The sequence below is a fragment of the Corynebacterium sp. ZY180755 genome (genome assembly GCF_054331495.1).
On sequence record NZ_CM135811.1, the window covers coordinates 738,423 to 762,859 of the forward strand.

Sequence of the window (24,437 nt, forward strand, 5' to 3'; positions counted from 1 at the left end):
GCCTATATTAATGCTGGCATCGGCGCCTTGGAGCTGTATGCGAATTTAGCAGGTAGGCGATCGAGGACAGCAAATTCCGTGAGGGCTAGCCGACTTTCTGGAAGTTGAGCAAATGTAAGGGGGCCAAAAATTGGCAGGTATGGGGCCGGCGCCTAAACCGCAGGGCAGGCGGGCTAGGCGGAATAAGGACGAAACGCCCACAACGATTCTAAGGTTTGAGGAAGCTGAACAGCCGCCTTTACCGGAATCAGTGCCTTGGCCTGAGGAAACGACCAATTGGTGGAAAATGTGGGGGGAATCGCCACAGGCTGAGCTATTTGGCACTACGGACTGGGAGTTTCTGAAAGATACCGCTTTGCTGCATGCCCAGTTGTGGGGCAATGGTGATATGTCGGTTATGGCAGAACTCCGTATTCGTGTCGCTAAATTTGGCGCGACGATGGAAGATCGTGCGCGCTTGCGTATGCAGTTTGCGGAAGCTGACGAGGCGGATAGTCGTAGGACTAATCGTGTCCAGTCTGCTAGGGAGCGACGTGGTGATTTAAAGATTGTAGATTTCAAGAAGGAATCGTCTTAATGCCTTGGAAACCGCTTTCTGATAATGATTTCCCAACGCTAGGCTGGGAGGTCATTGACTGGATGACCGCTTACCTAGCTCGACCTGATTCGGCTGATTATGAGCCTTTTATCCCTACTGCCGAGCAGGAAGATTTCATTCTCCGTTACTATGAGCTAGACCCCGAAACGGGTAGGCGAAAAATTATCCGTGGGGTTATCTCCCGCCCACGTGGTTGGGGGAAAAGCCCCTTCGCGGGTGCTTTCTGCGCTGTCGAAGCGTTAGGCCCTGTTGTTTTCAGCGGGTGGGATTCCCGTGGGCAGCCGGTTGGTATGCCTTGGAGTGAGAAGCGTACTCCGCTGGTTCAGATCGCTGCTGTTTCTGAAGATCAAACCAAAAATACGTGGGCTGCTTTGTCTGAAATGATGGAGACCGAACAGCTTTATGATGACTACCCAGGGCTTGAGGTCATGGGCGGGTTTATTAATCTCCCTAGGGGGCAGATTAGGCCTATTACTGCGTCAGCTTCTTCCGTTAAGGGTGCTCGTGCTTGCTTCTCTGTGATGGATCAGACTGAGGTGTGGACGTCTGGTAATGGAGGTGTGAGGTTGGCATCTACCATGCGGTCTAACGCCGCTAAGTTAGGTGGCTCAACTCTTGAAACGCCTAACGCGTTTATCCCTGGCGAAAATAGTGTTGCTGAAAGCTCGGCTGCGTATTGGTCTCAGATTGTTAATGGCGAAGCAAAGGACGCGACGCTACTGTTCGATCATCGGGAAGCGCCGGCAAATACTGATATGTCTGACCACAATTCCCTCATCGAGGGACTACGCATCGCATATGGTGATTCTGCGGCGGATGAACGTGGTTGCGTTATCCATGACCCTCCTTGTAACCCTGGCTGGGTTGACCTAGAGCGTATTAAGGCTACGGTTTGGGACCCCTCCACAGATCCGCAAGTTGCGCGTTCAGATTTCCTAAACCAGGTCACACACGCTTCAGACTCATTTCTCTCACAAGTGGATGTTCGTGCAGTGAAAGATGAATCTAAAGATCTCCAACCTGGAGACACTATCGTGCTTGGTTTTGACGGCTCTGGTGGTCGCGTGAGGGGCAACCCCGACGCAACGGCTCTAGTAGCCGCAAGGCCCTCTGACAGGTATATCTGCGAAATAAAGATTTGGGAAAAAGGCCCAAACGACCCTCAAGACTGGCAACCAAATCTACTTGATATTCAATCGACGATTGATGACTGCTTTTCCAAATACCGTGTTATTGGTTTCTACGCCGATCCTTCGGGGTGGCAATCCCAAGTAGCGGAGTGGGAAGCCCGCTATAGGCGTTATTTGCGGGTGCGAGCGTCTAGAAATTCCCCTATCGCAGCGTGGCCTAGGTCGAAAACTTCGGCTGTGTGTGAATGGGTGGAGAATTTTCGGCAGGCAGTCGTGATGGAGGAAGTCAGCTTAGGTAAGTCGCCGCATTTGATTCGGCACTTGTTGAATGCGCGTAGGAGGGCTACGCGGTCGGGATATTTGCTGTACAAGGCTTACCCTGATTCTCCCGACAAAATTGACGGGGCTTATGCCGCAATGTTGGCTTTTAGGGCGATGACAGAAGCGGTGTCAATGGGGTACGCGAATAGGCCAGCAAGGACGGAACGACGAAAGATTGGGGTGTTGTAAATGGCTGTTCTTTCAGAAGCGCATTCTGACTATTTAGCAGCGATGATGAACACTATTACGGTTCGTAAGTCAGCTAATAAAAAATCAGAGCAGTTCTATACTGGGGAGTACATTTCAAACACTCTCAATATTGCTGTGCCACCTGAGCTTTCATCACAGTTGGGGGTGGCCTCAGATTGGCCTTCCACGGTGGTTAATTCCTACGCTGAACGTATGCGATTCCTCGGCTGGACAGGCGCTAAAGCCGCTGGTGTCACAGAAATTGCTGACGTTTCTGGATTGCCGTTAGCTGTTAAGGAATCGGTTCTAGATTCCCTCATTTACGGTATTGGCTTTATCGCGTTGGAGCCTAACGATGATGGTATTTGGGTAGCCCAGTCCGTGCCACCTACTGAAGGCACGTTGATTTGGGATAACTTAAACCAGCGCCCTATAGCAGGAATGAGGGAGCGCACTTTAGTTGATGGGCATTCTCAAAAAATAATTTACGTACCTGAGGGCGTTATTTACGTTTCCAGTAAGAACAGCGAGATTGAGAATTTCGTTCCTCATTCTCTTGGTGTGCCGTCGATCGTTCGCGTGAGAAATAAGGCCCGATCTAGAGAATGGTACGGGCGTTCGATGATTTCGGCACCTGTGAGGTATTACACGGTTGCTGCTTGTCGAACTTTGGAGGGCATGGAGCTTAACCGCGAGTTCTACACCTATCCACAGCGTTGGCTTAAGAACGGCACGATGGATATGTTTGTCGATTCCGATAATCCAACCCGCGAGGAAAGGATTAGAGCTGGTTTCCAGGCCATTACTGGTTCTGTGGTGGCTTTACCTCCTCCAGCAGAGCCTGGCGATCCTGAGATGGAGCTTCATCAGTTTTCTTCTTCGCCACCAACACCGTTTATTGAGCAGGTGCGTACGTATTCACAGTTGATGTCGTCGGCTACTGGTATTCCGGTGGCTTATTTAGGTTTTTCAACTGAAAATCCGCCTAGTGCGGACGCTATTCGTGCTTGGTTGGACAGGTTAATTCTTGGGTGTCGAAACCAACAGGATTTGATTAATCCTGATATTCGGCGCGCCGGTTGGATGGCCGCCTGTTTGAACGGTAATCAATCCACTTGGCAAGATTTCACTTCGCAGGTTAAGGAACGGTGGGAAGATCCCGCTTCTCCAACTTTGGCTTCGGACGCTGACGCTATTACGAAGCTTTCGCAGTTCATTGACCCGACTTCGGATTGGGCTTTGGACAGGCTGCGTATTCCAGACGATCAGCGGGCAAAGATCCGGCAAAGTGCAAGCGCTTCAAAGCTTAGTCAGCTTGTCGAGTCTAGGAGTACCCAACAAACACAAAGCCTAAGCGACGAGGATGCCGCGCTTGCAGATGAGTTAGCTAGTAAGCGTGGTGAACAGTCGTGACTCAAGCTTTACTGACACGTGAACCTGTGGTGGTTAATAACGCTGTCCAGTGGGATTTAATGCGAAACCAACTCGACCAAGTTAACTCTCTCGCAATGAGGGATTTGGTCAGTATCGTGCGCCGGGCGCAGGAGATGAACCCGTGGGAGGGCCGGCAGTATTTAACCGAGGCTTTTGAAGCTTTGGTGAATACGTATGGTGGTGTAGCGGCTGATTTAACTGTTGATTGGTGGAACGAAATCATGGCGGATGATATTTATTTCATCCAGCCAGCCGATATGCCGTCCTTAGAACAACTCACAGTTGAGGTTGCATGGGGCACGGCTCGTGACGCTAATGGGCATGATGATGTGATGTCGCGAATGGCTCTGCTCACGCAGAAGCATATTTTCGGCGCCCACCGTAACACTGTTGATTTGAATTCGTTGAACACAAAGGTTGGCTATGCAAGGGTGGCCAGCCCTGATGCTTGCGCTTTTTGCCGAATGCTCGCTTCACGTGGAGCTGTGTACGGTTCAGAATCAGCAGCAATGTATGTTGGGGCGGCATCAGTAGTTAACCACTACTCAGACGGCAAGCAGCGTGGCACGCGGTTGAAGAAAGGCCGTGTGAGGGGCGTCCAGAAGGCGGGGAGCAAGTATCACGATCATTGCCGATGTATCGTGGCCCCCATTTCTAAAAGCCGGGATCTTAACCTCCCTGAACACGCCAATAAGTACCTAGAGGAGTACCAAGCAGCGGTAGCCGCTCTAGACAAAGAGAACCCTGGTGCTGTGCATTCAATGGCGGATGTTACGCGAATGATGCGGCAACAGGGTAACGGTAAATAGTCGGAAAGACCGAGTTAGTAGCGCGGGAACGCTTCACGAATCATGTGGGGTGGTCGCGCTCTTTTTTATATCCGGAAAGGAAGAAACATGTCCGTTGAAAACACTGAAATCGAGAATGCAGGTGTGGTTGAGGATCACTCTGAGGAGTCTGTAGAGACTTCTAAAGATGAGGCCGGAACCCAGAATTCATGGGAGGACGCTTTCCCAGGCAAGTCCCCTCAGGAAGTAGCTCAGCAGATCGAGGAATGGAAGTCTCACTCCAGGGAGTGGGAGAAGCGGGCTAAGGGGTGGAAGAAACAAACGGAATCGACTCAGACGCGAGGTGATTCGGCTGTAGATACCACCGCTGTAGAGAACGAGTACAAAGCTGAAATCCAAGAATATAAGAAGCAGCTATCGGCTTACGCGTCGGAGAACCTTATGTTCAAGGACTTGATCGCTCTGGAAATTGAAACTGGTGCCCCAGTACCAATTTCTTCGCTGGCGGACTCTATGGCATTCCGTGACGCGTACAACATGCTTGACCGTGAGGAAGATGATTTCGCTGAAAAGCTGAAAACCCTAGTGGAAAAGCGTGGAGTTAAGCACTCGCGCGCCTCGCGTGTATACGAAGTTGCGGCTGAAAAATCTTCAGGCATTGACCTGTACCAACGTATGTTCAACCCTAAGGAGAACTAGAACATGGGTCTAATCATTAACAACGAAAAGACGGGCGGACTGAGCTTGAAGTGGCTCGGGTCTGCTCACGCTTCTAACGAAGCACAAACTGTGACGCTTAAGGTTTCTGCATTCACAGCCTTTGGTGAAAATATCCCCTCCGGTGTTCCGCTGAAGAAGGACACCGACGGGCTTTATGTGCCGGTCGCTGACGCAGGTGATACCTTGGCTGGTTTCCTGCTCACTGATCAGCCAGCACGCGGCGAACACCAGGTTGCTCCAATGATTTGGCATGGGCGTATTCGCGTCGCATACCTGCCAGAGGGTGCATTCGATGTGACCACCTTGACGGAAGTTTCTGACGCTTTCGTATTTTCTAACAACGAAGCAGTGGAGGTTTAACCTATGGCTCTTTACAATGATCTCATTTCTGCATCTGAGCTGACTGTTTTTGCTCGACGTACCCAGCAGGACATTAATGCCCAGAGTGTGTCTTTGGCGCAGTTCTTCCCAGACACGCTCACTGATTCCGATGTAGCTAAGTACACCATCACCGATGGTGGCCTAGTGGCTGCTGCTGAATATCGTTCTTTCGATGCAGAGTCCACGATCGGCAATGCCCGTGGTGGCCGAAATGTCGCAATTCAGCTCCCTGCGGTTTCTCAGAAGAATCGCGTCGGTGAGCTTGACCAGATTCGTGCCCGTTCTGGTAACGAGCAGGCCGAATTGAAGATTGCACAGGTTACTGTAGACACTACTAACGCCGTGCTTAGCCGTATTGAAGCGATGCGTGGTACTGTCCTCGAAACCGGTCGAGTAACCATTAACGAGAATGGTTTCTACGCTGACGAAGATCTAGGCCGTAAGGAGTCTTTGACTACACAGGCGGCTAACCAGTGGGATGACACCGCAGGAACTCCACTCGATGACCTGATCGCGTGGGCGGAGGTATACGAAGATGAGAACGGCGCGCTACCTGGCGCGATCCTAGCCTCCAACAAGGTTATTTCCGCTTTCCAGCGTAGCGAGCAGGTTCGCAACGCGGTTGGTGGCCTTGCTGCCCGTAACGTGGTTTCTCTGGAAGAACTTAATGCTCTGCTGGGGTCGTATGGCCTGCCGGGCTTCACCCGTTTTGGCCGCAAGGTCAATATTGCGGGAACCACGCAGAACATTGTCTCTCCTGACAAGGTATTTTTCCTACCAGCCCCAGGCACTAATGAGCTGGGTCAAACTGTTTACGGAACTACTGCCGAAGCTAACGCACCGGAATACGCTATTGCAGCTCCGGAAGCACCGGGTCTTATCGCTGGCGTGAATCGTGAATTCGATCCTTATGCGTACTGGGTTCGCGTGAATGCTTTGGCTTTGCCTGTAATGACTAACCCGAACGCGTCTATGGTCGCAAAGGTGCTTAACTTTGCAGGTTAAAGACGATTTTAAGGGTTCTATCTTGGTGCATACCCCTCAGGGTGGAGTGTTACTTAAAGCAAGTGACACTATCCCTAGCGGGGTGGTGATCCATGATTCCCTAGTTAAGGCGAGAAAGGGGCGTGGCAATGGCGTATCTAGTGGAACTAAACGACGTACAAAAGCTGCTGCCGAATCGCCAGATACCGCCTGAAGACGAAGCATTTATCAATGCGTTGATTGATGAAGCCTGGGATTTGGTCTGTGCTTATTGCCGTTCGAATTTCCCTAATGGCGCTCCCGACAAGATTAAGCGTGTCGTTACACGAATGGTTGCACGTGCTTATTCATCCGAAATGGGTGGGGGAGACGCCATACCTGATGGTGCTTCAAACGTTTCCTATACTGCTGGGCCTTTTTCCCGATCGGTTGGCTTTGAGTCTGGTTCGACTTCTTCGGGCGTGTGGCTGTCGTCGAATGACAAACAGCGTTTGCGGGGTTACAGATCGAAGGTATTTACGATCTATCCGTACTAAGGAGGAAGCATTTGTCTAGAGAATCGACTCTTGAATTCTATTTCCCTGGGGAGCCAACCGTTGATCGTTTCGGTAACGAACGACTTGGTGTGGGTGAATGGGAAGTAGTTCCGGTTGCTTCGTGGTGGGTAGATAGGTCAGAGGAAAAGACTGGCGATTCTATCCTGCGTACGGTCGACATGCTTCATATTCACGTGCCGGAGGAGTTCGTTCCACTTCCTTCTGGATTGGTGCGTACCCCTGACCAAGCAGAGTGGCAGATTCAAGGCAACGCGGAGAACTACAACCACGGTTGGCACGGCTGGGCCCCTGGGCTTGTTGTTGTGCATGCAGTAAGAGTGGAGGGCTAAATGGTCGATCGTAGAGCTTCTATTCCTGGTGGGTACATTGTGTTCCACGGTGCGGGGTTCGAGGAGCTGTTGAAGTCTGAGCAGGTGCAGGGCCTTGTGAAACGTGCTGCTGCGCAGGCTACGGCTGCTGCGTCGAAGTATGGCAAGCCCGCGGATACGAAGCGGTACGACTACAAGGTTGGTGAGACTGACCGTGCTAGGGCGATCGTGTTCACGGATACCCCGCATGCTATGCGCTCAAATTTGAAGCACAACAGCCTAAAGAAGGCCATTAGGCAGGTGAAGATTTGATCACACCACTTGAGGTGGTCATTGGCTTGCTTGCTGATCGGTTCGCCTGCCCTGTTGTGTCGAAAGTGCCATCTGATCGGCCTGATTTTTTCATTAGGGTCGATCAGGGCACGCCCCAGGCCTTTGGCCCAACACAGGATTCAACGTTCATTATCGTGCAGGTTTATGGCGTTGATCTTGATTTAGTTATTGACACCATTGGCCAAATTCGCAGGTTTCTGCGGTTTGAAGTTGAACACCCAAATGTTTTGGGGTTCACCGAAGATGGTGGGCCAGTGGAATTCCCTGATCCTGATTTACCTGCAGTTTTTCGTTGGCAAACGTCCGGCGATTTATTCACAGACCTCACATGAGTGGGGTCTTTTTTCATACCTAAATGCAAGGAGATTTGATTATGGCTGACGCTCGTAATCGTAAGAACGTGCTGGTTGGCGCACCTGACGTCAATGCGTCCGGTGGTGCTCTGATTGGTGAAGTAGTTAAGGACGCGTCGTTGTATCCGGTGGATGCGACTGCTGCGTTGAATGAGGGGCTTGGTATGGAGCCTGCTGGCTTCATCTCTGAGGAGGGCATCACCAAGACTGTTAATCGCACTACGGAGAAGATTCGTGACTGGAATCGCGACACTGTGATCGTCGTAGAGACTGAGCACGACGTTACTTTGTCGCTGACGTTCTTGGAGTCTGCGAATGCCACTGTTCTTAAGGCTATTTACGGCGATGAGAACGTTGTGATTGAGGGCAACAAGATTCAGGTGATGGACGCTGCGGGCGAGTTGCCGCATAAATCGCTGGCGTTTGAAATGCGTGGTGGTGAGGGCAAGAAGGCACGCCTATTCGCGGGTGATGCGCAGGCCACGAACGTTGGTGACATCACGTTCACTAAGGCAGGTCTGATTCAGTACCAGGTCGATTTTGAGTGCTTTGGTGATGCTGAAGGTAAGAAGCTTCGTGCTTTCTTTGAGATTGATGCCGAGGCTGAGTCGCCTTCAGAGGATCCTGAAGCTGCCTAATTAAAGGTGATGGCCCGCGCGGTACTGGGAGACGCCGCGTGGGCCGCCTGAAGTCTCCCCAAAATTTTTTTCGATAATTACAGAAAGGTCTCCCATGGCTTTGGAAAAGTTTCATTTTGAGCACGGTGGTAAGAAATTTGAGCTGCCGTTGATGTCCAACTTGAAGTTTGGTGTCATCCGCAAGTTACGTAAAGAGTCTGATTCTGAGCAGATGTTCATGCTGCTGGAGCTGGTGGCTGATAAACGCGCGTTGGCTGCGATTGATGATATGACCGGCGAAGAGGTTGGCGCGATGTTCACGGAGTGGCAGAAAGCGTCTGGTGTGGATTTGGGGGAATCCAGTGGCTCTGCGGAGTCCTAGACGATACCACGCAGCGGCGCGCGTTGGAGGGGGATTTGATGCGCGCCGGGATGCGGCTTCGCTGGTTTGGTGCAGGTAACCCAGATTATTCGCTGGGGGATTTAGTCGCGTTTGTGTCCACCCTGCCTGCGGATTCTGCGTTGCAGCGTGAACTGCTGGGCGATGACGCTGGGTGGACGTTGGATACTGATCTGCTGGCGTTGGTGGCTGACCAGCTGGCAATGCTGCGTTACCAACTGACTGGGTCTAAAGGGGCGGAGAAACCGCCGTTGGTGTCTCGCTTCGCCAATAAGCCTGCTCCAACTGCCACGACTGTGCCTGACGTTGCGGGTGATTCACCGGCGGAGGATTTGAACGACCGTAATAAGAGTGGCCGGTTTACTGGCCAGATTCGTTCCACGGCGGAGATCGCCCGCGATCTTGGGTGGGCGTAGATAGGAAGGATTTGCCATGGCTGTCGATTTGGGTACCGCTTATATCAGTATTGTGCCAACCACGAAGGATATGCAGGGCGACATCACTCAAGCTCTGCGTGGTCTGGACAAGGTTGGTGCGAAGGCTGGTAGTGATCTTGGCACGGCTATGGGGAAGTCTGCTGAAAAGTCGTTTGGTGGTGGCTCCTTAGCAGATAAGCTCATGGGTGGCCTTAGCAAAGGCCTTAAAGCTGGTGCTATCGGTGCTGGTACTGCTGTTGCCGGCGCTTTCGGCACGGCGCTAGTAAAAGGCTTTGGGCGCCTGCAGGCCATTGACCAAGCTGAAGCAAAGTTCCGTGGCTTAGGTAAATCGGCGCAGGAAATTGAAAGCATCATGTCTGATGTCACTGCGTCGGTGAAAGGCACGGCGTTTTCCACAGCTGATGCTGCTGATGTGGCTGCTATGGCGTTGGCTGCTGGTGCGAAGCCTGGTGACGAACTGCAGCGAACGCTGAAGCTTGTTGGTGATTCTGCGGCTTTTGCCGGTAGGGGCTTTGGCGAGCTTGGGCCAGTCTTTACCGAAGCCATGTCCATGGGCAAGGTCACGGGCGAAACGCTGGCGCAGATGCGCGATAATTCGATTCCGGCTATTGCTGCATTGTCGGATCACTTGGGTGTGTCGACGGAGGAAGTCCAGAAAATGGCGTCTCAAGGCAAAATTAGCTTTGAGGACTTTGCCACGTCGATGGAAACCTATATCGGTGGGCAGGCGCTAGCCTCCGGCGACACGTTCCAAGGCTCGTTAGCCAACATGAGCGCGGCGATGGGGCGCTTTGGCGAGAAGCTACTCGAGCCTGTATTTGCTAACGCGCCGGCTGTGTTCGCCGCTGTAGGTGGGGCGTTTGATGAGCTAGGTACGAAGCTTGAGCCGGTTATCACACAATTCGCGGAGTGGTTGGCGCCGCGTATGCAGGACTTTGCGGAGAACATTATTCCGCAGGTCGTTGACGGGATCATGGGGTTTGTTGATGGTCTCATCACGATGGGCGAGTGGGTCTCTAACAACTCGGAGTGGCTGGGGCCTTTGGTTGCGGGCATTGGGTCTGCGGTGGGCGCTTTGTACTTGGTTGAGAACGGCACTGACATGGTGTCGGACGCGATGGAGATGGGTAAGGGCGCGGTCGAGAATTTTGGTAAAGGCCTAGATGTTCTTACGAAACACCCGGTAATTGCGGCCATCGCATTGATTACGGGCGCTTTGGTGTATTTCTTTACCCAGACTGAGACGGGGCGCCAATTGTGGGCGCGGTTCACGCAGTTCTTAGGGGACGCGTGGTCTAACACGGTTGCGTGGGTGAAGACCAAGATTGCTGAAATGGTAGTCAAGTTCGTGGAGTGGAGAGCGAACATTAGCAACGCCATTGAGGTTGTTAAGGGTGTTTTTGAGGGATTCAAAAATGCTGCGGTGAACGCTGCTTCTCGCGTAATCACAGGTATCACCCAGATACCCGGCAGGATTAGGGAAGCATTCGCAGGCGCTGGTTCGTGGCTTGTGGACGCGGGTGCGAACATCATTCGTGGTTTGGCTAATGGTGTTCGTTCGATGGCTGGTGCGATTGCGGACGCTGTGCGCGCTGTTGTGCCTGACAATCTTGAGCGTTTTGTCCCAGACTTGCATTTTGGTGGGGTTATTCCGGCGTTTGCGCGTGGTGGTGTGCTGCCACGAATTCCGGGTATCAGTGATTCCGAGCGTGACCCAATTCTGGGGTTGAATGGCAAGGGTATCCCAATTGCGCGTGTGGAGCCGGGCGAGTTTATCGTCAATCGTGAGGCGACGAAGAAGCACCTGCCACTGTTGCGTGCGATTAATGGTGGCCGTGTCAACGGCAAGCAGGGCGATCTTGGCTTACCGCGCTACGCTGGCGGTGGTGTCGTTTCCGCTAAGCAGTTTCTTGATTTTGCGCGTGGCATGAACGTGGACGGGAAGAAGGCTCCGCGTTCGTTGGAGGGCGCGCCTTATGTGTGGGGCGGTGGACTGCTGGGCAACTGGGGCGATTGCTCTGGTGCGATGAGCGGCCTTGCTGCTTTTGCTGTGGGTATGGCGTTGGCTGGCCGGAAGTTCGCCACAATGAACGAGGGGCAAGTTCTGTCCCAGATGGGCTTTAGTCGTGGCACCTCCTCGGGGAAGAATGCGTTTGAGGTCGGCTTCTTCAACGGAGGAAATTTCGGAGGACACACTTCCGGTACGTTGTATGACGCGAACGGCAAGGCTACCCATCTTGAGATGGGTGGCGGCCGTGGTAATGGCCAGATCGGCGGTGGGGCTGCCGGTGCACGACACTCGCAATACACTGACCGGTATTTCATTAATCTGCGTGGCGGTCAGGCTGATGACATCACTGCCGGTGACGTAATATCCACCTCCGCCAAGGGCGTAACGGTTCAAGGCGAGAGTGGCACGACGTACCAGATTGACTGGGGTGAAGCGAATAGCCTCGCGTCGGCGTGGGATTCCCAGTCGCAGCGAGATAAGAAGCTTGCAGAGTGGGAACGTCTTTTCGGTAGCTTCGATCAAGGCGGCATGTTGTCCGGAAAGGGCGTGTTCGCGAAAAACACGCTATCTCCGGAGCGGGTTTTGTCACCATCACAGACTGCCGCGTTTGAGAAGCTTCCATCTGCGCTGGTGAAGCAAGCCCGCGCGATTGATGGGCTAACCGCCCGTCTTGAGTGGCAAAAAGTCGGCGCGGAAATCGGTGCGGGACTGGCTGCTAAGGGCGCTTTTGGTGCTGCCATGCTGGGTGATATTGCTAAGGGCGATAGCCTGCGGGCTTACGCGTCCTCCATGTCCTTGGCTGATGGTGTGGGGTTGACTGACCGCGTGGGCAAGATTCTCGGTATGGAGAAGATCGGCGCCACACTAAATCCAATCGTTGAAGCATGGACTGGCATGGAAGATGCTGCCATTGGCCAGGTGGATGCAGCGGATGCTGTGAAGCAAGCAGAGAAGAACCTGGCTGACGCGCGAGCTAAGGGCGATGCGCAGGCCATTGAGTCTGCGGAGACGGAATTGTCCAAGGCCACTGGTGTGGCTAAGTCGGCTGCTGCTGCGGTTGGCCAAGCACAGGTAGCCATGGCACTGACTGTGGTGGAGACGATCATTGGTCTCGTTGATCTGTTGATTGGCCGCATTAGCGCTGTGGGCGAAGCGCAGGGTAAGGCGTGGGCTGGCATTGAGGATGCGTTCGCATCCATGGGCAAGCTTGCTTCCACTATCGCGGATTTACGTCATGATGTGAACGCGCTGAGCGTTGACTGGGCTATGTCCATGATTGAGCTGAGTAACGCGTACCGTGACCTGCGGATTGTTCAGCAAGACGGTATCGTTGCGCAGCTTGAGGGTGCGGTTGAGGTTGCCGAGTTACAGGCCGAGTTTGAGGCGCAGCGTAAGGCTGACATGCGGGCTGCTGCGGCGCACTACGATGACCTGTCATTGGCTTACGACGCGTTCCGGTGGGCTATGGCCGGTGCGAATCAGCAGGCCATGGATGAGATGGCCGCGTGGTCTGACGAATCTCACCGAATCTACAGTGAGCTGTTGGCTGCTCAGGTGGGGCAGAAGCTGCTGGAGAAGCAGGCCTTATTGGACAATTTGGAAGCGACGTGGAAGCTGGCGCAGGCAAGCTTCAACCTCAACGATGTGACCGCTGATCTGGGTGTGGCAGCACAAAAGTTGGCTGTTGCGTCCGGCGCGGCATTCGGTGTGTCCGAGGGTGAAGCTACCGTGGGTGAGCGGTACGCGACGCTGGTTGCTGAAATGGCGGAGCTTAAGGCCGATAACGCGAAGTTCGGGACGTGGATTAACCCTACGAACTGGGGCAAGAACGGTCTGATGGGCCAGAATAACCGCCGTATTGAGCAGATCGAAGCGGAGCTTGCCCGTATCGAGTCGATGGACGAATTTAAGTCCCTTGATTCGTCGGTCAAGACCCAGGTGGATGATTTGGTCAGCCGTGCTGGTTGGATGGGGTTCTTTGGTGCTGGTGACAAGGTGAGCCAGCTGGTGTCCAACTCTGCTTTGGGTGACGCTGCGCGCGCACTCGACCAGATGGATTTCGAGAATCAGCTGATTGATATTGAGGCTACGCAGGCCGAGCGTCAGCGTGATATTCAGAAGGGTCTGGCTGAGGTTGAGTACTTGCGTCAGTCTTCGCCGTTGGAAGCACAGATTAAGGCTCTTGAGTCCGAACAGGCGTCTTACGAGACGATGGCGAAGTACTGGGAGACCAGTAATGAGGATGTTCGTGCTGCACTGTTGCGCCTTGCTGAGGCGCAGGAGCAGGGCGCCAAGGTGGTGCAGATCACCGGTAGCACGGTGAGCACGGATGATTTGGCTGTCGCATTGGAGCAGTTGGGTATTCGTGTTGAAAAAATTGAGAATCCTAAGCCGGATGCGGCTGCTGTTGTCGCAGGTAGGAGGTAGCTCATGGAGTATTCGATGAAGTACGTCGCGCCTAGTGGTGTGGCGTACGAGTTCCTTACTGGCAGTGACGGCCAACCGTTCATAGAGTTGGACACCATTGAGGGGCTGGTGGGGACTTTTGAGGACACCCCGATTCAGGTTGTGGGGGAGCCCGGTGCGCGGATTGATCTGCGTGATCGGGTTATCCACCGACTTGAGGGAACGTTCACTGTGGTGGTGTTTAGTCGCGATCAGTGGGCGGGGTTGGTGAGGGATTTTTCGACCACAATCCCAGGTGCCTTAGTCCTTAATGTGGGTGGTGTGGGGTTTGAGCTTCGTGTGAAGCTCGCCATGCCACTGCCGTTCCCTACGGTGGTTCCGCAGGCGGGGGCGAGAATTACGGTCTCTGTGATCGCTGACGCGGGCGTGTGGGAATGCCCTGTGAGTAGTGAAGGGACAGTGGAGGTCGCTAATTTTGGTGATGTTCCTGTATGGCCAGAGATCACGTGGTCTGGGTCTGGTGCCGGTGGAGTGGTCGTGTTACCCAGTGGGGCGTCGTTTACGCTACCTGCAGTAGAAACAGAGCATGTTCTGCCGTTGGCGCGCTCCGCATCCGGTGTAGCACGTGATTCTCATGGAAACCGACTGCGTGTGGATGAGGTGGTGTCTGAGATGGTGCCGGTGGGTGAGACACGCACCTTTGTTGTTCCCGATGGGGCGCGCCTAGTCACGCGCGTAGGTGTGCTGAATCCGTGGGCGAGTTAATGCGTAACAGTGACGAAAAGGCCCTATGTATTTACCCCTTGAGGATGTAGAAAAACACTTTATTTTTTGGGGGATTTTTGGCCTTGAGGAGGGAGATCATGGATTTAGTACAGTGGCGTGCCCACATTGATCAAGTCGTGCGGGATGAAGGGCAGTGGCTCGGAATTCTCGACGAGAACGGGCTACCAATGTATGAGCTGGGTGGCGTTGTTTCGGTGAATTTTCCGGAGCAGCGCCTTTCGGCTTCTTCGGTGGAGGTTGTGCTTGCCGTGCAGGCGGGTGATCGGGTGATGGATGACCTGATCGGCGTGGGGCTGGGTGTGCAGGATGATGAGGGCCGTCTTGTCCCTGCGGCTGGTGCGACCAGGTTGCTTTGTTTGGTGCGTGAGGGTGAGCGCAGAGTTGCGACGATTACGCATAGTGTTGCGTCTGGAACGGCTGGGCCATCCTCGCTGACGGTGCATGCGATTGATTTGGTTGATGGTTTGTCGTGGTGGCCGTGCCCATCAATTCCTGTTGAGTGGGTGGATGCTGAGTTTAGCGAGTGGACGACGGACGCTGCCGGTGATGAATACGCGCAGCCACGGGTACTGGCGCAGTTACCGTTTGCTACTAAAGCGCTGGGTTACACAGCGGATGGTCAGGCAGTTACGGTGGTTCGCCGTTTAATTCAGGACTCGTTCGACGCGGTCAATGACCTGTACGGGTGGGTGGATGACCCGCACGCGGTGGTGGAGTACCCAGTCGAGAATGACGCGTCGAAGCGAGTGTTGATTCGCGTGAACGATGACCCGATCATGGACACGATTGGCGAAGCCTGCCGGTCGGCCGGTCTTGATATTGAGGTTGGATTGTGGTGGCCGGGTGACGCGCCGGTTCGTGTACGCACGGGCCGCGATCCAGAAACTTTTGCGGAGCGGGAGTTTTCGCACCCTGTGCAGGTTGTGCGCGTGTTTGAGATGCGGGAGGTGTAGGTGTACCCCTTGATTGCTGATGCTGGCGATTTGACTGTTCTGCGGTCGTTAGCTGCTTTTGCTTATGGCAAGTGGGACGTGGCGTGGCCAGAGTCTGTGCCGGAGGATCAGCGTCCCACCTTGGATGATGAGCGCGATTTTGGTTACGCGGCGAAGCTGCGTAATGAGCCGGGGCGTATGGGTCGCCGGTTTGTGCGAGCCGATGTGAGTATTGAGGCGGCTGAGTATTCCACGGCGGGTGAGATTATCGCCTATTCGGGGTTCTCGGATGTTGAGGACGTATTGGACGATGCAGCGGCTCGCACTGAGGGTGATGCTTTTCCGGAGGCGTCGATTAGTCGTGAGGGTCTTGGGGGTTTGCGTCCTCGCACGGATTTTGATGTGGGTGATCTTGTCCCGTTGTTGAAGTGGGGTAAGACCTTGGTTGCTCCGGTGCGTTCCATTGAGGACGTTGTGGAGCAGGGGCGTGTTGTGGATTGGAATGTGCTGGTTGGTGGTGAGCTGGTTGCTGATTCTGTCGCGCGTGAGACGCAGATTCGTGCTTTGACGCGTGACATGGAGGCGGAGCGTCGTGAGTTGGCTGAGGTTCGTACTGCTGCGCGGGTGGCGCAGGCTACGGCTGATACGGCTGTGGAGGACGCACGTAGGCTTACGGAATCGCTGTCAGGGCCTGATGCGACCACCGCGACCGTGTTTGAGCAGCTGGAGCAGTTGACTGATGATCTGGAGGGGCAGGGTTTACCTGCTCTGGAAGGTTTGCTACCGAACTACATCGCGCTGAACACGCGGCTTTGGGAGCAGCAGGATGAGATCAACGCCCTGCAGGCGGAGATCAATGAGACGGCGTCTGAGGATCGTGAGCAGATCAGGGCGCTGGTTGGTGAGTTGCAGCGCTCCCAGTCGCGTGAGCTGCTGCGCCCCGTGACGTCTTCAGACCCTCGTTGGTCTGTGGATGGGGAAACGATTACTGCGCTGGGGGAGTGGACTGGCACTGTGATCACGTTTGGGTCTAAGGCCACGAAGCGCACTGATTCTAATGAAGGTGGCGAAATTGAGATCAGAGATTGGTATCCGGTTTATAAGACGCGACCGGTTCCGCAGGCGGATGGCTCACGAACCTACGATTACGCGGAGGCCGCGTTTTATCTGATGTCTGAGGGGGAGCAGAAAACACTGACGCGGGCTGGTGGCATGGTGGATGCTGACCGTGGTGCCTTGTTGCACTTGGCGGAGTTTGATTTCGTGGCCGAAACCACCATTGAGGATCTGTATTTGTCCTATGTGGTCTGGTTGGACGCTGCTGATCGTGGCACCCGGTATCGCATTGAGGTGCAGGTCAACGGGGTTACCCGGTATTACTACGAGTCGTCAAAAATTGGCCCTTTGGGGCCTTTGGGCAATGGACACCGGCAAATGGTGATGGAGAAGAGCGGTATCAGTCTCGCTAAAGGTGACGTGGTCACTTTCCACTACCTCACAGAGGGCGAGGAAGCCTCACAGCGTCGCCTGCGCTCCAGTGAGGTTCACATGTCGTGGATTCAGCCAGCTGAGGAAGGAAGCTAGATAAATGACAAAAGTTTCAGGAGATTTACGCCTTGTCACAAACCAGCCTGCGCTGGTGAATCAGGCGTGGGTGCGCGCGGTGGAGACACGCGCGGATGGTGCTGGTGTGATCGTGGATGATCTAGCGCCGGTGCTGGTGCAGCAGGGACAGGTGGAGTTTGAATGCGCCCCCGGTGTTGCGGTACTGGTGCTGGCCTACGCGGGCGGGGTGCCCGCGAAAACAATTCCACTGGTGGTGGCCGGTGACACGCAATCACTGGGTGACGCTGTGCGCGCTGGTCAGGGCGTTGATGGCGCTACGCAATCCGCTCTGGACGCGCTGCGTGAGGACATTGCGCAAACGCTGGCGGATATGAGGGCTGAGGCGTCGGCTGTGGATTCTGTGTCTGCGGAGGTGGGGGAGCAGCTAACTGGCTTGGCTGCTGATGCTGCTTCTTCTGCTGACGCTGCAGCGGAGTCTGCCACCGTGGCTGGTGAGCATGCGAGTGCTGCTGGGGCGAGTGCGTCTGCTGCTAGTGCGTCCGAGCAGGCTGCTGCTGGTTCTGCTGCACTTGCTGGTGAGCACGCCACCACCGCTGACGCTGCTTCTGATTCTGCGTCTGCGAGCGCGCAAGCTGCTGCGGATTCCGCAACGCTAGCCGGTGAACATGCCACCGCTGCTGGGGTTTCTGCACAGGAAGCTGACGCTAGTGCACAGGCTGCTGCCACGTCGGCTGACGCTGCCGCGTCGGCTGCTGCTGACGCTTCCACTAAAGCCATTGCCGACAAGGTTAATGAGCTTTTGGAGGGCGCACCGGAAGCCTACGACACGCTCAAGGAGATTGCGGACACCCTTGAGGCTCATGATGACGCGGCTTCTGCGATGATCACTCAGATCGCGGGCAAAGCAGCTGCTAAGCACACGCATACAACTGGTGAGATCAGTGACGCCAGTGAGCTTGGTCGGCAGGTGTTGTCTGCTGGGTCTGCGGATGAGGCGCGCGCGGTGATCGGCGCGGGCACCTCGTCGCTTGTTTTGGGCACAACAGCAACTACCGCTGCTGCTGGTGATCACACGCACTCCACTGGGCAGATTAGTGGGCTGGATGAGGCACTGGCTGGTAAAGCACCGGCGTCTCACACGCACACCACCGCACAGATAGAAGGGCTAGATGCTATCCTCGGCGGGCTAAAATTCGCCAAAGGCACTGGCAGTGACCCTGACACGATTTATTTCGAGGTGTAGCCGGTGAAACTTTCAGAAGTAAAAAACATCACGCTCGGCACTCAGCAGATACAGCGCGTGTGGTATCGGAATAATATTATTTGGCAGGCTTTCCATACAGGCGTTGAAGAAAAATTCTGGCCTGCCTTTGAATGGCTACAGGCCCACGCCCGAAGCTATTTCGATAATCCTTATTTCGCTGGCCCTATGTTCCATTTTGAATTGGTGGATGGGCCTGGCACCTACAGGCTCGCGGATTCGAACACAGAAGCCTACAACAGCTACAACGCTAGGGAAAACCAGTTCCATGTTGTGATGGAAAATAATGCGAGTTTCACCGTCACACAATCAGGACGCACCGTACTAAGGCTCACAACCACTAGCGACACTATCCATGTCGAGTCCACAGGCACGAGGGGTAAGTATCCTTTGTCGTGGGACGCTCCGTGGCCTGGCGGCCAGCATCTCGTGTCCGCGTCTTTTGGTGTTGATTGGTATGGCTACCGTCTTACGGTCATGATTGATGGTGTTTTGTCTCATGCCGAGACCAACGGCGGCGCGTTTAATCTTTCCGAGGACGTGTTTCCTGATGATGACCTTGGTGATGCGTCGGCGGCGTGGAGTGAGAATGTGCACGCATGGGGGTGGCATTCGTATTGGCTTTTCGATAAAGACGCGACAAACTTTCCGGGCATTGTTAATCGTATTGGTGCCGATACGGTGATCTGGCACGAGTACGTTGAATCTGGCCCTGTCGATGTGTTGTTTCCTATGGGCCGGTTTGAAGCGTGGCTTATTGGTGGCGGCGAAGGCGGTGGAGGTACCGAGACAAGGAGCGGCGACTACGGCACGATCTATCGGCTTCCTGTTTTTACGCTTGGCCAGCAGCTCACGATTGGTGAAGGTGGTGATGGTGATGTATATAGCCATGATGCTGTTCCGCAGCCTGGTATGCCTACCACCTATGGCGATTACAGCTCCGTATTGGGCGATACCACAGCGGATAAGGCTGTGCCATCGGTAAATGGCGCGACTTATGCTCTTGAAGGGATAGGTGAAGGTGGATTCAAAGCCTACTACACCTCAACTGATATTTACGTTGAAGCGAAGCCAGGTAAGCCGGGTGGCATGATTCTCGCCCACGTCTACGGATCAACACCGGCCGAATAACACAAAAACCAACAACCCCGTCCCTTCACAAGGGCGGGGTTTCGTCATGAAAGGGGGGGGCTTCGTTATGGATGTAAGCACCCTCGGTGAAGCCATGGGCTGGTCTCTCAGTCGCGAACGGTACGCCCAACTTCTGCCGAGCTACACGAAACTGCAACGATTCCTCGGCATTAAGACTGTGCAGCAGGCCGCCATGCTGGCAGCACAGTTAGGGCATGAATCCGTAGGGCTTATGTATCAGGAAGAAATCGCCAGCGGTGCAGCCTACGAATGGCGCAAAGATCTCGGCAACGTCTACGCCGGTGATGGTGTGCGATTCAAAGGACACGGCTGGATACAGGTCACCGGACGCCACAATCACACGGCAGTCTCAGCGTGGGCACACGCCCGCGGCCTGGTCCCCACGCCGACGTTCTTCGTGGATAACCCCACCGCACTCGGCGCTGACGCTTACTGCTGGGTTGGTCCTGCGTGGTATCTCACCGCCGCCCGCCCTGGCTGGCTGGCCGCCGCGGCACGCGGCGATATGGAATCTTGCACCCGAATGATTAACGGCGGCCTCAATGGCTTGGCGGACCGCCGTGCGCGCTACAACCGTGCCCTGAAGCTCGGAACGCGCCTACTACCAGACAAGGAGGCAAACACTATGGAAAAAGTCCTTAACTACACGCGTGACCAAGTCAGGCAGGACACTTACTACAACTGTGGGCCAGCATCGACTCAGACCGTCATCCGCGCGGCCACGGGAAAGCTCGTCACGGAGCTGGAACTAGCCCGCAAGCTCGGCACCACGGTCAACGGAACCAACTACATCGGCCAGTTCCCCGCAGTGCTCAACCAATACTTGCCGCAGGCAAAGTACGCCCACCGTGACCTGCCACGCGACCCGGCAACGCCTGCACAGAAAGAACAACTGTGGCGCGACATTACCGGGTCGATTAATGCGGGCTTCGGTGTGGTGGTGAATATCGTTGCGCCGCCTGGAAACTATCCGAAGGCGGTCGCGCCGTCCACAGTCAATTTCCGCTACGGCGGCGGCACGGTCTACCACTACATCTCCGTGATGGGCTATCGCACGGGCGACCGAGCTGTGTGGATTGCCGACAGCGGTTTCTACCCCTATGGCGGCTGGATTAGCTTCGACCAGCTCGCCACACTTATTCCACCGAAGGGCTACGCCTACGCCACGGCTAAGCCTGCACCAACACACAAGAAGAAGGAGGCTCCCATGCCTACGCTTACCAAGCGCATCAAGTCGCTCATTAATCCGTCCAAATCCTTTACCACCGACCAGATTTACGCATTGCTCGACGCGAGCATGTGGAAGGCATCAGTGCTCATTGCCGCCATTGCGGAGAAGGTGGGTCTGGACCCGGACAAGGTCATCGAGGACGCCATCGAGGCAGACCGGAAAGGCGGTAAATAGATGAGCACATCAACTTTTTGGATTGACACGGCCGAGCGCGCTATTAAGACTTTCGCGCAGGCACTATTGGCGGTGCTCGTTGTGGGCGTACCGGTGTGGGACGTGGACTGGGTAGGCGCTTTGGGTATCGCATTGACGGCTACCATCATGAGTGTGCTGACGTCGATTGCTTCCGGCGCGACCGGTGATCCCGCTACTGCCTCGGTCGTGGACTATGTGGGTGAGCGCCGGGCGGAGGGGTAGCCCTGTGGGTATTGATTCATGGGGTGCCAGATTGCGGGTGTGGAAACCGCGTGCTGTTGCCATGATATGGGCCGTGTACGCTGGCCTAACGTCCATGGCCTACATGGGTGCTCGCCCTGAGCAGCTGGAAGTACCGCGCACTATCCTGCCGGTAAGCCTGTGGCAGGCATGGGCAACCGCAGGTGTGCTCCTCACGTTGGGTGCGGTTTTCCCACCCACCGCGTCACCGCGCCTACGCCGTACCGCAAGAATCCTGCGGGTAAGCGGGCTGGCGTTGATCGCAGGCTTGCTGACCATGTGGACAGAAGCCTATATGGGCTACGGTGACAGGGGATGGGTATCAGGCAAAAACTACCTCGCGCTGCTCGTCGCTGCTGGTTTCTCCGCCGTTATCGCAGGTAGAGACGGGGGAGGTGAGCCGTGGCCACAGAAGTCATCGTCGGCATCATCGCAGCCATAGCAGGCCTAGGCACCGGCCTGATTGGCCTAATGGGCAAACTCTCAGAAGGTGTTTCACAGCGCACCACAGCACTGCTTGAGCAATACTCGCAGCGCGTGGATCAACTCGAGGAGCGGCAAGGCAAGCTGGAGAAAAAGCTGGACGAAGTCCGCGCGGAACTCCGCAGAACCCAAGCCCACAACAGCCGTTTCCACCGCGCCCTCTCCGGCGCACTGGAGTGGATCGGCGACGCCGTCGAATGGATGCAAGGCGCACGCGACACACCACACCCCGCTGCACCCGACACCCGCGAATGGCGCGAACTACTAAACAACGTTGATTAACAAAAAGATATGCCCCACTGGCCTTATGCGCCGGTGGGGCGCTTTTTTCATGCCTCAATGTCCTCGATCGTGAAATCGTAATCCGACATGGTCAGCAGCATGATCATGTGGCCTAGCAGGGCGTCGTGCTCACCCACACTCATGTGCTGGCGTGTGAGTGCAGATGAGTCCCTGCGGTAGCGAAGCAGTGTGACTTCCTCACCGGATTCCGCGATCTGCATGACCTGATCGACACGCTCGCACATGGTCTCCCAGCGCTCATCCAGCCAAGTGGCCACATCCAAAGGTGGGGTGTGGGTGGTTTCCCACCGCTGGACGGTGCGGATGTTCACTTCGAAAACATCGGCCACGTCCTGAGCGCTAAGGCCAAGGGCGTGGCGTTTGATGTGAAACTCAGCAGAGTTCATTCTTCTTTACTGTTCCTTGATGATCTGGCCTACCCATGCCCAGCGCTCGTCGTTGCTGAAGAAGTGGCCTTTGACACTGCTGGTCTCTGCGATGATCTCGCGGGTGTTGATGTCTCGCAGGCGCAGGGTGTTAACACCGTTGTTAACCATGGAGATCAGGCGGTACGTGAATGTTTCGTCCACGATGACATCTGCGGTGAAGTTGGTTGGGTTGGCGGTGGTTGCGTTAGCGATGGTGTACTGCATTTTCGGACTCTTTCCGGTGTTTGCGGCCTCTTCCAAGAACTCTTGTGTTCTTTGCCGATACCCTTATTATGCCGTAAGTTATGACATTGCGCAAGTGGGTAAAGCACTAAAACCATGTGAAACAGGCCACAAAAAGAAACCGGTGACCACAACCCACCCAATCACCCACTATGCTAAAAGCATTCCCCGCGCAAGCAGGGATGAGCCGGTCTTGTTGCGATTGACTGCAATTATCCCCGCGTAAGCAGGGCAAAACCCCAGTAGTGATACTGGGGTTCTTTTTTATTTACTCCACCGGGCGATAGTCGGCTGGGGCTTACCCAGCTGCTTCGCCACTGAATACTGGCTAACCCCTAATGCTCGCGCCCTCTTGATCGCCTTATTTCGATCGCGTTCCAAAAGCATGATCTCGCCCTGCAGCTTCTCAATCTTGCGCATAGCAGCGTAGGCGCTAGACAGGGCCTCCATCACAGCCCCGTCCCAGCCATCGAGCAGACCCTCAACCTCGTCCGCCAATGACTCCCAGGTCATGCCATCAACTGGAAGCTCAATCGTCTCACCGTCTGCGCGGGTGAGCGTGACAGTCCCCAGCGAGCCCGTAAGAGGCTTATCCAGCACGGGCGTCCCATCAGAGTATGCGCAGTGGTCTAGCGTGATGTCTATCCCGCTGAGCTGGGCTATCGCATGCTTGTGGTTGGCCTTGAGCGCTGCGCGTACCGCAGGCTCGATCTCGTCTCGGTCTGCGGTGTCTGGCAAAAACTTCACATTGGTCATTAGTGAAGCTCCTGACCGGTGGCTGCACGATAAGCAGGCTCCGCGACAAGCCCCGCGATCTGCTCGAAATTGCCAGCCAAAAGATCAGCTGGAGCTTTGAGGGTGCTGATAACCTCAGAAGCCTGCTCCTTGGTCAGTGCGGTGACGTCTGTAGTGAGGGCGAAGTTGAGCTTGTCTGCTGCGTCCTGTACTACCTGCAGGGCTTTTGCGTTTACCGCTGCGCGATTCTCGTCGGTCTTGAATGCCTTGCGTGCTTCCGTGCGAGCTGCGCGCCTAGCTGCCTTGTCGTCCTCTGGGAGGTTGCTGAGCGCCTGCACGCCTGCGGTGTGGAGCTCTACTTGGAATGCGTATGGGGCGAGGATTGTGGCGTTTTTGTTGATCGTTTCCTCGGTGATGGTGGTGCCGTTCCATTCGGTGCGGAGGGCGTTGATGTAGTTGATTTGGGCGGTGGTGGCGGTGGTCATTTTTGATCTCCTTGGTGGTGTTTCCCTTTGATGATTTAATACTAACGCAGCGTTAGTAGTAACGCAAGTTTAGTATCTAACATTTTTAGCGGGGGTACCCACCTCATCCGAGCACCCTTCTAGACCTCACTCCACCAAAATTCCACGACAATTCCACGACACGCACGACAGTAAACCGCCTTATACCGCCTTAAACCACCGTATACCCAAAAATGAAAAACACCCCACCACCAGCAAAAACACTGGTAGCGGGGTGAAACAAAAAGCGCCCCAGAGAGGAATCGAACCTCCGACACCGGCTTTAGGAGAGCCGTGCTCTATCCACTGAGCTACTAGGGCAGGCAATGGGTGGTTTCCATCAGAGTGGAAAGCTTTAATTGCGATAGATAGCGTACCGCACGGGGAGTGCTAAGTGCTAACCAAGGACGATGAAAGGGGATATCGGACGTTT

General features: G+C 54.9%; 28 protein-coding genes and 1 tRNA gene. 24 read left to right on the forward strand and 5 right to left on the reverse strand.

Annotation, left to right across the window (positions count from 1 at the left end):
• The first annotated feature begins 139 nt into the window (after nt 1-139).
• The 24 genes from ACXM2N_RS03465 (at nt 140) to ACXM2N_RS03580 (ending at nt 22,095) form a co-directional block, all read left to right on the forward strand.
• The gene (locus tag ACXM2N_RS03465) at nt 140-577 is read left to right on the forward strand and encodes a phage terminase small subunit (RefSeq protein WP_458490985.1); all 438 of its coding nucleotides are present in this window, start codon (nt 140-142) and stop codon (nt 575-577) included.
• Nucleotides 577-2,238 (forward strand): hypothetical protein, encoded by a 1,662-nt coding sequence (locus tag ACXM2N_RS03470; RefSeq protein ID WP_458490048.1) that lies wholly within the window; start codon nt 577-579, stop codon nt 2,236-2,238. The genes ACXM2N_RS03465 and ACXM2N_RS03470 overlap by 1 nt, the downstream gene beginning before the upstream one ends.
• Nucleotides 2,239-3,651, forward strand: a complete 1,413-nt coding sequence (locus ACXM2N_RS03475; protein ID WP_458490050.1) for a phage portal protein — start codon at nt 2,239-2,241, stop codon at nt 3,649-3,651. It begins immediately after the preceding gene.
• Nucleotides 3,648-4,481, forward strand: a complete 834-nt coding sequence (locus ACXM2N_RS03480) for a VG15 protein (RefSeq protein ID WP_458490052.1) — start codon at nt 3,648-3,650, stop codon at nt 4,479-4,481. Before ACXM2N_RS03475 ends, ACXM2N_RS03480 begins: the two co-directional genes overlap by 4 nt.
• Nucleotides 4,482-4,568: 87 nt before the next feature.
• Entirely contained in the window at nt 4,569-5,159 is a 591-nt protein-coding gene (locus tag ACXM2N_RS03485; RefSeq protein ID WP_458490054.1) for a hypothetical protein, read from the forward strand.
• Between the two features lie 3 nt (nt 5,160-5,162).
• A complete protein-coding gene (locus ACXM2N_RS03490) occupies nt 5,163-5,540 on the forward strand; it encodes a hypothetical protein (protein ID WP_458490056.1) in 378 nt (125 codons plus the stop codon).
• 3 nt (nt 5,541-5,543) lie between these two features.
• Complete coding sequence (locus ACXM2N_RS03495; protein ID WP_458490058.1) at nt 5,544-6,566, forward strand: major capsid protein; 1,023 nt, start codon at nt 5,544-5,546, stop codon at nt 6,564-6,566.
• A 140-nt stretch (nt 6,567-6,706) separates the two neighbouring features.
• A complete protein-coding gene (locus tag ACXM2N_RS03500; protein WP_458490060.1) occupies nt 6,707-7,081 on the forward strand; it encodes a hypothetical protein in 375 nt (124 codons plus the stop codon).
• Between the two features lie 11 nt (nt 7,082-7,092).
• Nucleotides 7,093-7,431 carry a hypothetical protein gene (locus ACXM2N_RS03505; protein ID WP_458490062.1) on the forward strand — a complete coding sequence of 113 codons (339 nt, stop codon included), beginning with the start codon at nt 7,093-7,095 and terminating at the stop codon, nt 7,429-7,431.
• Nucleotides 7,432-7,722 carry a hypothetical protein gene (locus ACXM2N_RS03510; RefSeq protein ID WP_458490064.1) on the forward strand — a complete coding sequence of 97 codons (291 nt, stop codon included), beginning with the start codon at nt 7,432-7,434 and terminating at the stop codon, nt 7,720-7,722.
• A complete protein-coding gene (locus ACXM2N_RS03515) occupies nt 7,719-8,075 on the forward strand; it encodes a hypothetical protein (protein WP_458490066.1) in 357 nt (118 codons plus the stop codon). The genes ACXM2N_RS03510 and ACXM2N_RS03515 overlap by 4 nt, the downstream gene beginning before the upstream one ends.
• 41 nt (nt 8,076-8,116) lie before the next feature.
• The gene (locus tag ACXM2N_RS03520; protein WP_458490068.1) at nt 8,117-8,734 is read left to right on the forward strand and encodes a hypothetical protein; all 618 of its coding nucleotides are present in this window, start codon (nt 8,117-8,119) and stop codon (nt 8,732-8,734) included.
• Between the two features lie 94 nt (nt 8,735-8,828).
• Nucleotides 8,829-9,095: a hypothetical protein gene (locus ACXM2N_RS03525; protein ID WP_458490070.1), complete on the forward strand. Its 267-nt coding sequence runs from the start codon at nt 8,829-8,831 to the stop codon at nt 9,093-9,095.
• A gap of 38 nt (nt 9,096-9,133) precedes the next feature.
• Nucleotides 9,134-9,529, forward strand: a complete 396-nt coding sequence (locus tag ACXM2N_RS03530) for a hypothetical protein (RefSeq protein ID WP_458490072.1) — start codon at nt 9,134-9,136, stop codon at nt 9,527-9,529.
• A 16-nt stretch (nt 9,530-9,545) separates the two neighbouring features.
• Nucleotides 9,546-13,988, forward strand: a complete 4,443-nt coding sequence (locus ACXM2N_RS03535) for a tape measure protein (RefSeq protein ID WP_458490074.1) — start codon at nt 9,546-9,548, stop codon at nt 13,986-13,988.
• A gap of 3 nt (nt 13,989-13,991) precedes the next feature.
• On the forward strand, nt 13,992-14,732 hold the full coding sequence (locus ACXM2N_RS03540) for a hypothetical protein (RefSeq protein WP_458490076.1): 741 nt from the start codon (nt 13,992-13,994) through the stop codon (nt 14,730-14,732).
• A 98-nt stretch (nt 14,733-14,830) separates the two neighbouring features.
• Complete coding sequence (locus tag ACXM2N_RS03545) at nt 14,831-15,706, forward strand: hypothetical protein (RefSeq protein ID WP_458490078.1); 876 nt, start codon at nt 14,831-14,833, stop codon at nt 15,704-15,706.
• 9 nt (nt 15,707-15,715) lie between these two features.
• Nucleotides 15,716-17,269, forward strand: coding sequence for a hypothetical protein (locus tag ACXM2N_RS03550; RefSeq protein ID WP_458490080.1), 1,554 nt, complete (start codon nt 15,716-15,718; stop codon nt 17,267-17,269).
• A gap of 4 nt (nt 17,270-17,273) precedes the next feature.
• Nucleotides 17,274-18,494 carry a hypothetical protein gene (locus ACXM2N_RS03555; RefSeq protein WP_458490082.1) on the forward strand — a complete coding sequence of 407 codons (1,221 nt, stop codon included), beginning with the start codon at nt 17,274-17,276 and terminating at the stop codon, nt 18,492-18,494.
• Nucleotides 18,495-18,497: 3 nt separating this feature from the next.
• A complete protein-coding gene (locus ACXM2N_RS03560; RefSeq protein ID WP_458490084.1) occupies nt 18,498-19,643 on the forward strand; it encodes a hypothetical protein in 1,146 nt (381 codons plus the stop codon).
• Nucleotides 19,644-19,710: 67 nt separating this feature from the next.
• Entirely contained in the window at nt 19,711-21,069 is a 1,359-nt protein-coding gene (locus ACXM2N_RS03565) for a C39 family peptidase (RefSeq protein WP_458490086.1), read from the forward strand.
• Nucleotides 21,070-21,312, forward strand: coding sequence for a holin (locus ACXM2N_RS03570; RefSeq protein ID WP_458490088.1), 243 nt, complete (start codon nt 21,070-21,072; stop codon nt 21,310-21,312).
• A gap of 4 nt (nt 21,313-21,316) precedes the next feature.
• Entirely contained in the window at nt 21,317-21,772 is a 456-nt protein-coding gene (locus ACXM2N_RS03575) for a hypothetical protein (protein WP_458490090.1), read from the forward strand.
• The gene (locus ACXM2N_RS03580; protein WP_458490092.1) at nt 21,733-22,095 is read left to right on the forward strand and encodes a hypothetical protein; all 363 of its coding nucleotides are present in this window, start codon (nt 21,733-21,735) and stop codon (nt 22,093-22,095) included. Before ACXM2N_RS03575 ends, ACXM2N_RS03580 begins: the two co-directional genes overlap by 40 nt.
• Nucleotides 22,096-22,142: 47 nt before the next feature.
• Here the strand turns inward: ACXM2N_RS03580 and ACXM2N_RS03585 are convergent, their stop codons facing one another.
• From ACXM2N_RS03585 to ACXM2N_RS03605, 5 genes are all read right to left on the reverse strand, one after another.
• Complete coding sequence (locus ACXM2N_RS03585; protein WP_458490094.1) at nt 22,143-22,502, reverse strand: hypothetical protein; 360 nt, start codon at nt 22,500-22,502, stop codon at nt 22,143-22,145.
• A 6-nt stretch (nt 22,503-22,508) separates the two neighbouring features.
• Nucleotides 22,509-22,748, reverse strand: coding sequence for a hypothetical protein (locus tag ACXM2N_RS03590; RefSeq protein ID WP_458490096.1), 240 nt, complete (start codon nt 22,746-22,748; stop codon nt 22,509-22,511).
• Between the two features lie 282 nt (nt 22,749-23,030).
• Nucleotides 23,031-23,522: a hypothetical protein gene (locus ACXM2N_RS03595; RefSeq protein ID WP_458490098.1), complete on the reverse strand. Its 492-nt coding sequence runs from the start codon at nt 23,520-23,522 to the stop codon at nt 23,031-23,033.
• Complete coding sequence (locus ACXM2N_RS03600) at nt 23,522-23,986, reverse strand: hypothetical protein (RefSeq protein WP_458490100.1); 465 nt, start codon at nt 23,984-23,986, stop codon at nt 23,522-23,524. The genes ACXM2N_RS03595 and ACXM2N_RS03600 overlap by 1 nt, the downstream gene beginning before the upstream one ends.
• Before the next feature lie 266 nt (nt 23,987-24,252).
• Nucleotides 24,253-24,325 (reverse strand) — tRNA-Arg (locus tag ACXM2N_RS03605).
• Between the last annotated feature and the right edge of the window lie 112 nt (nt 24,326-24,437).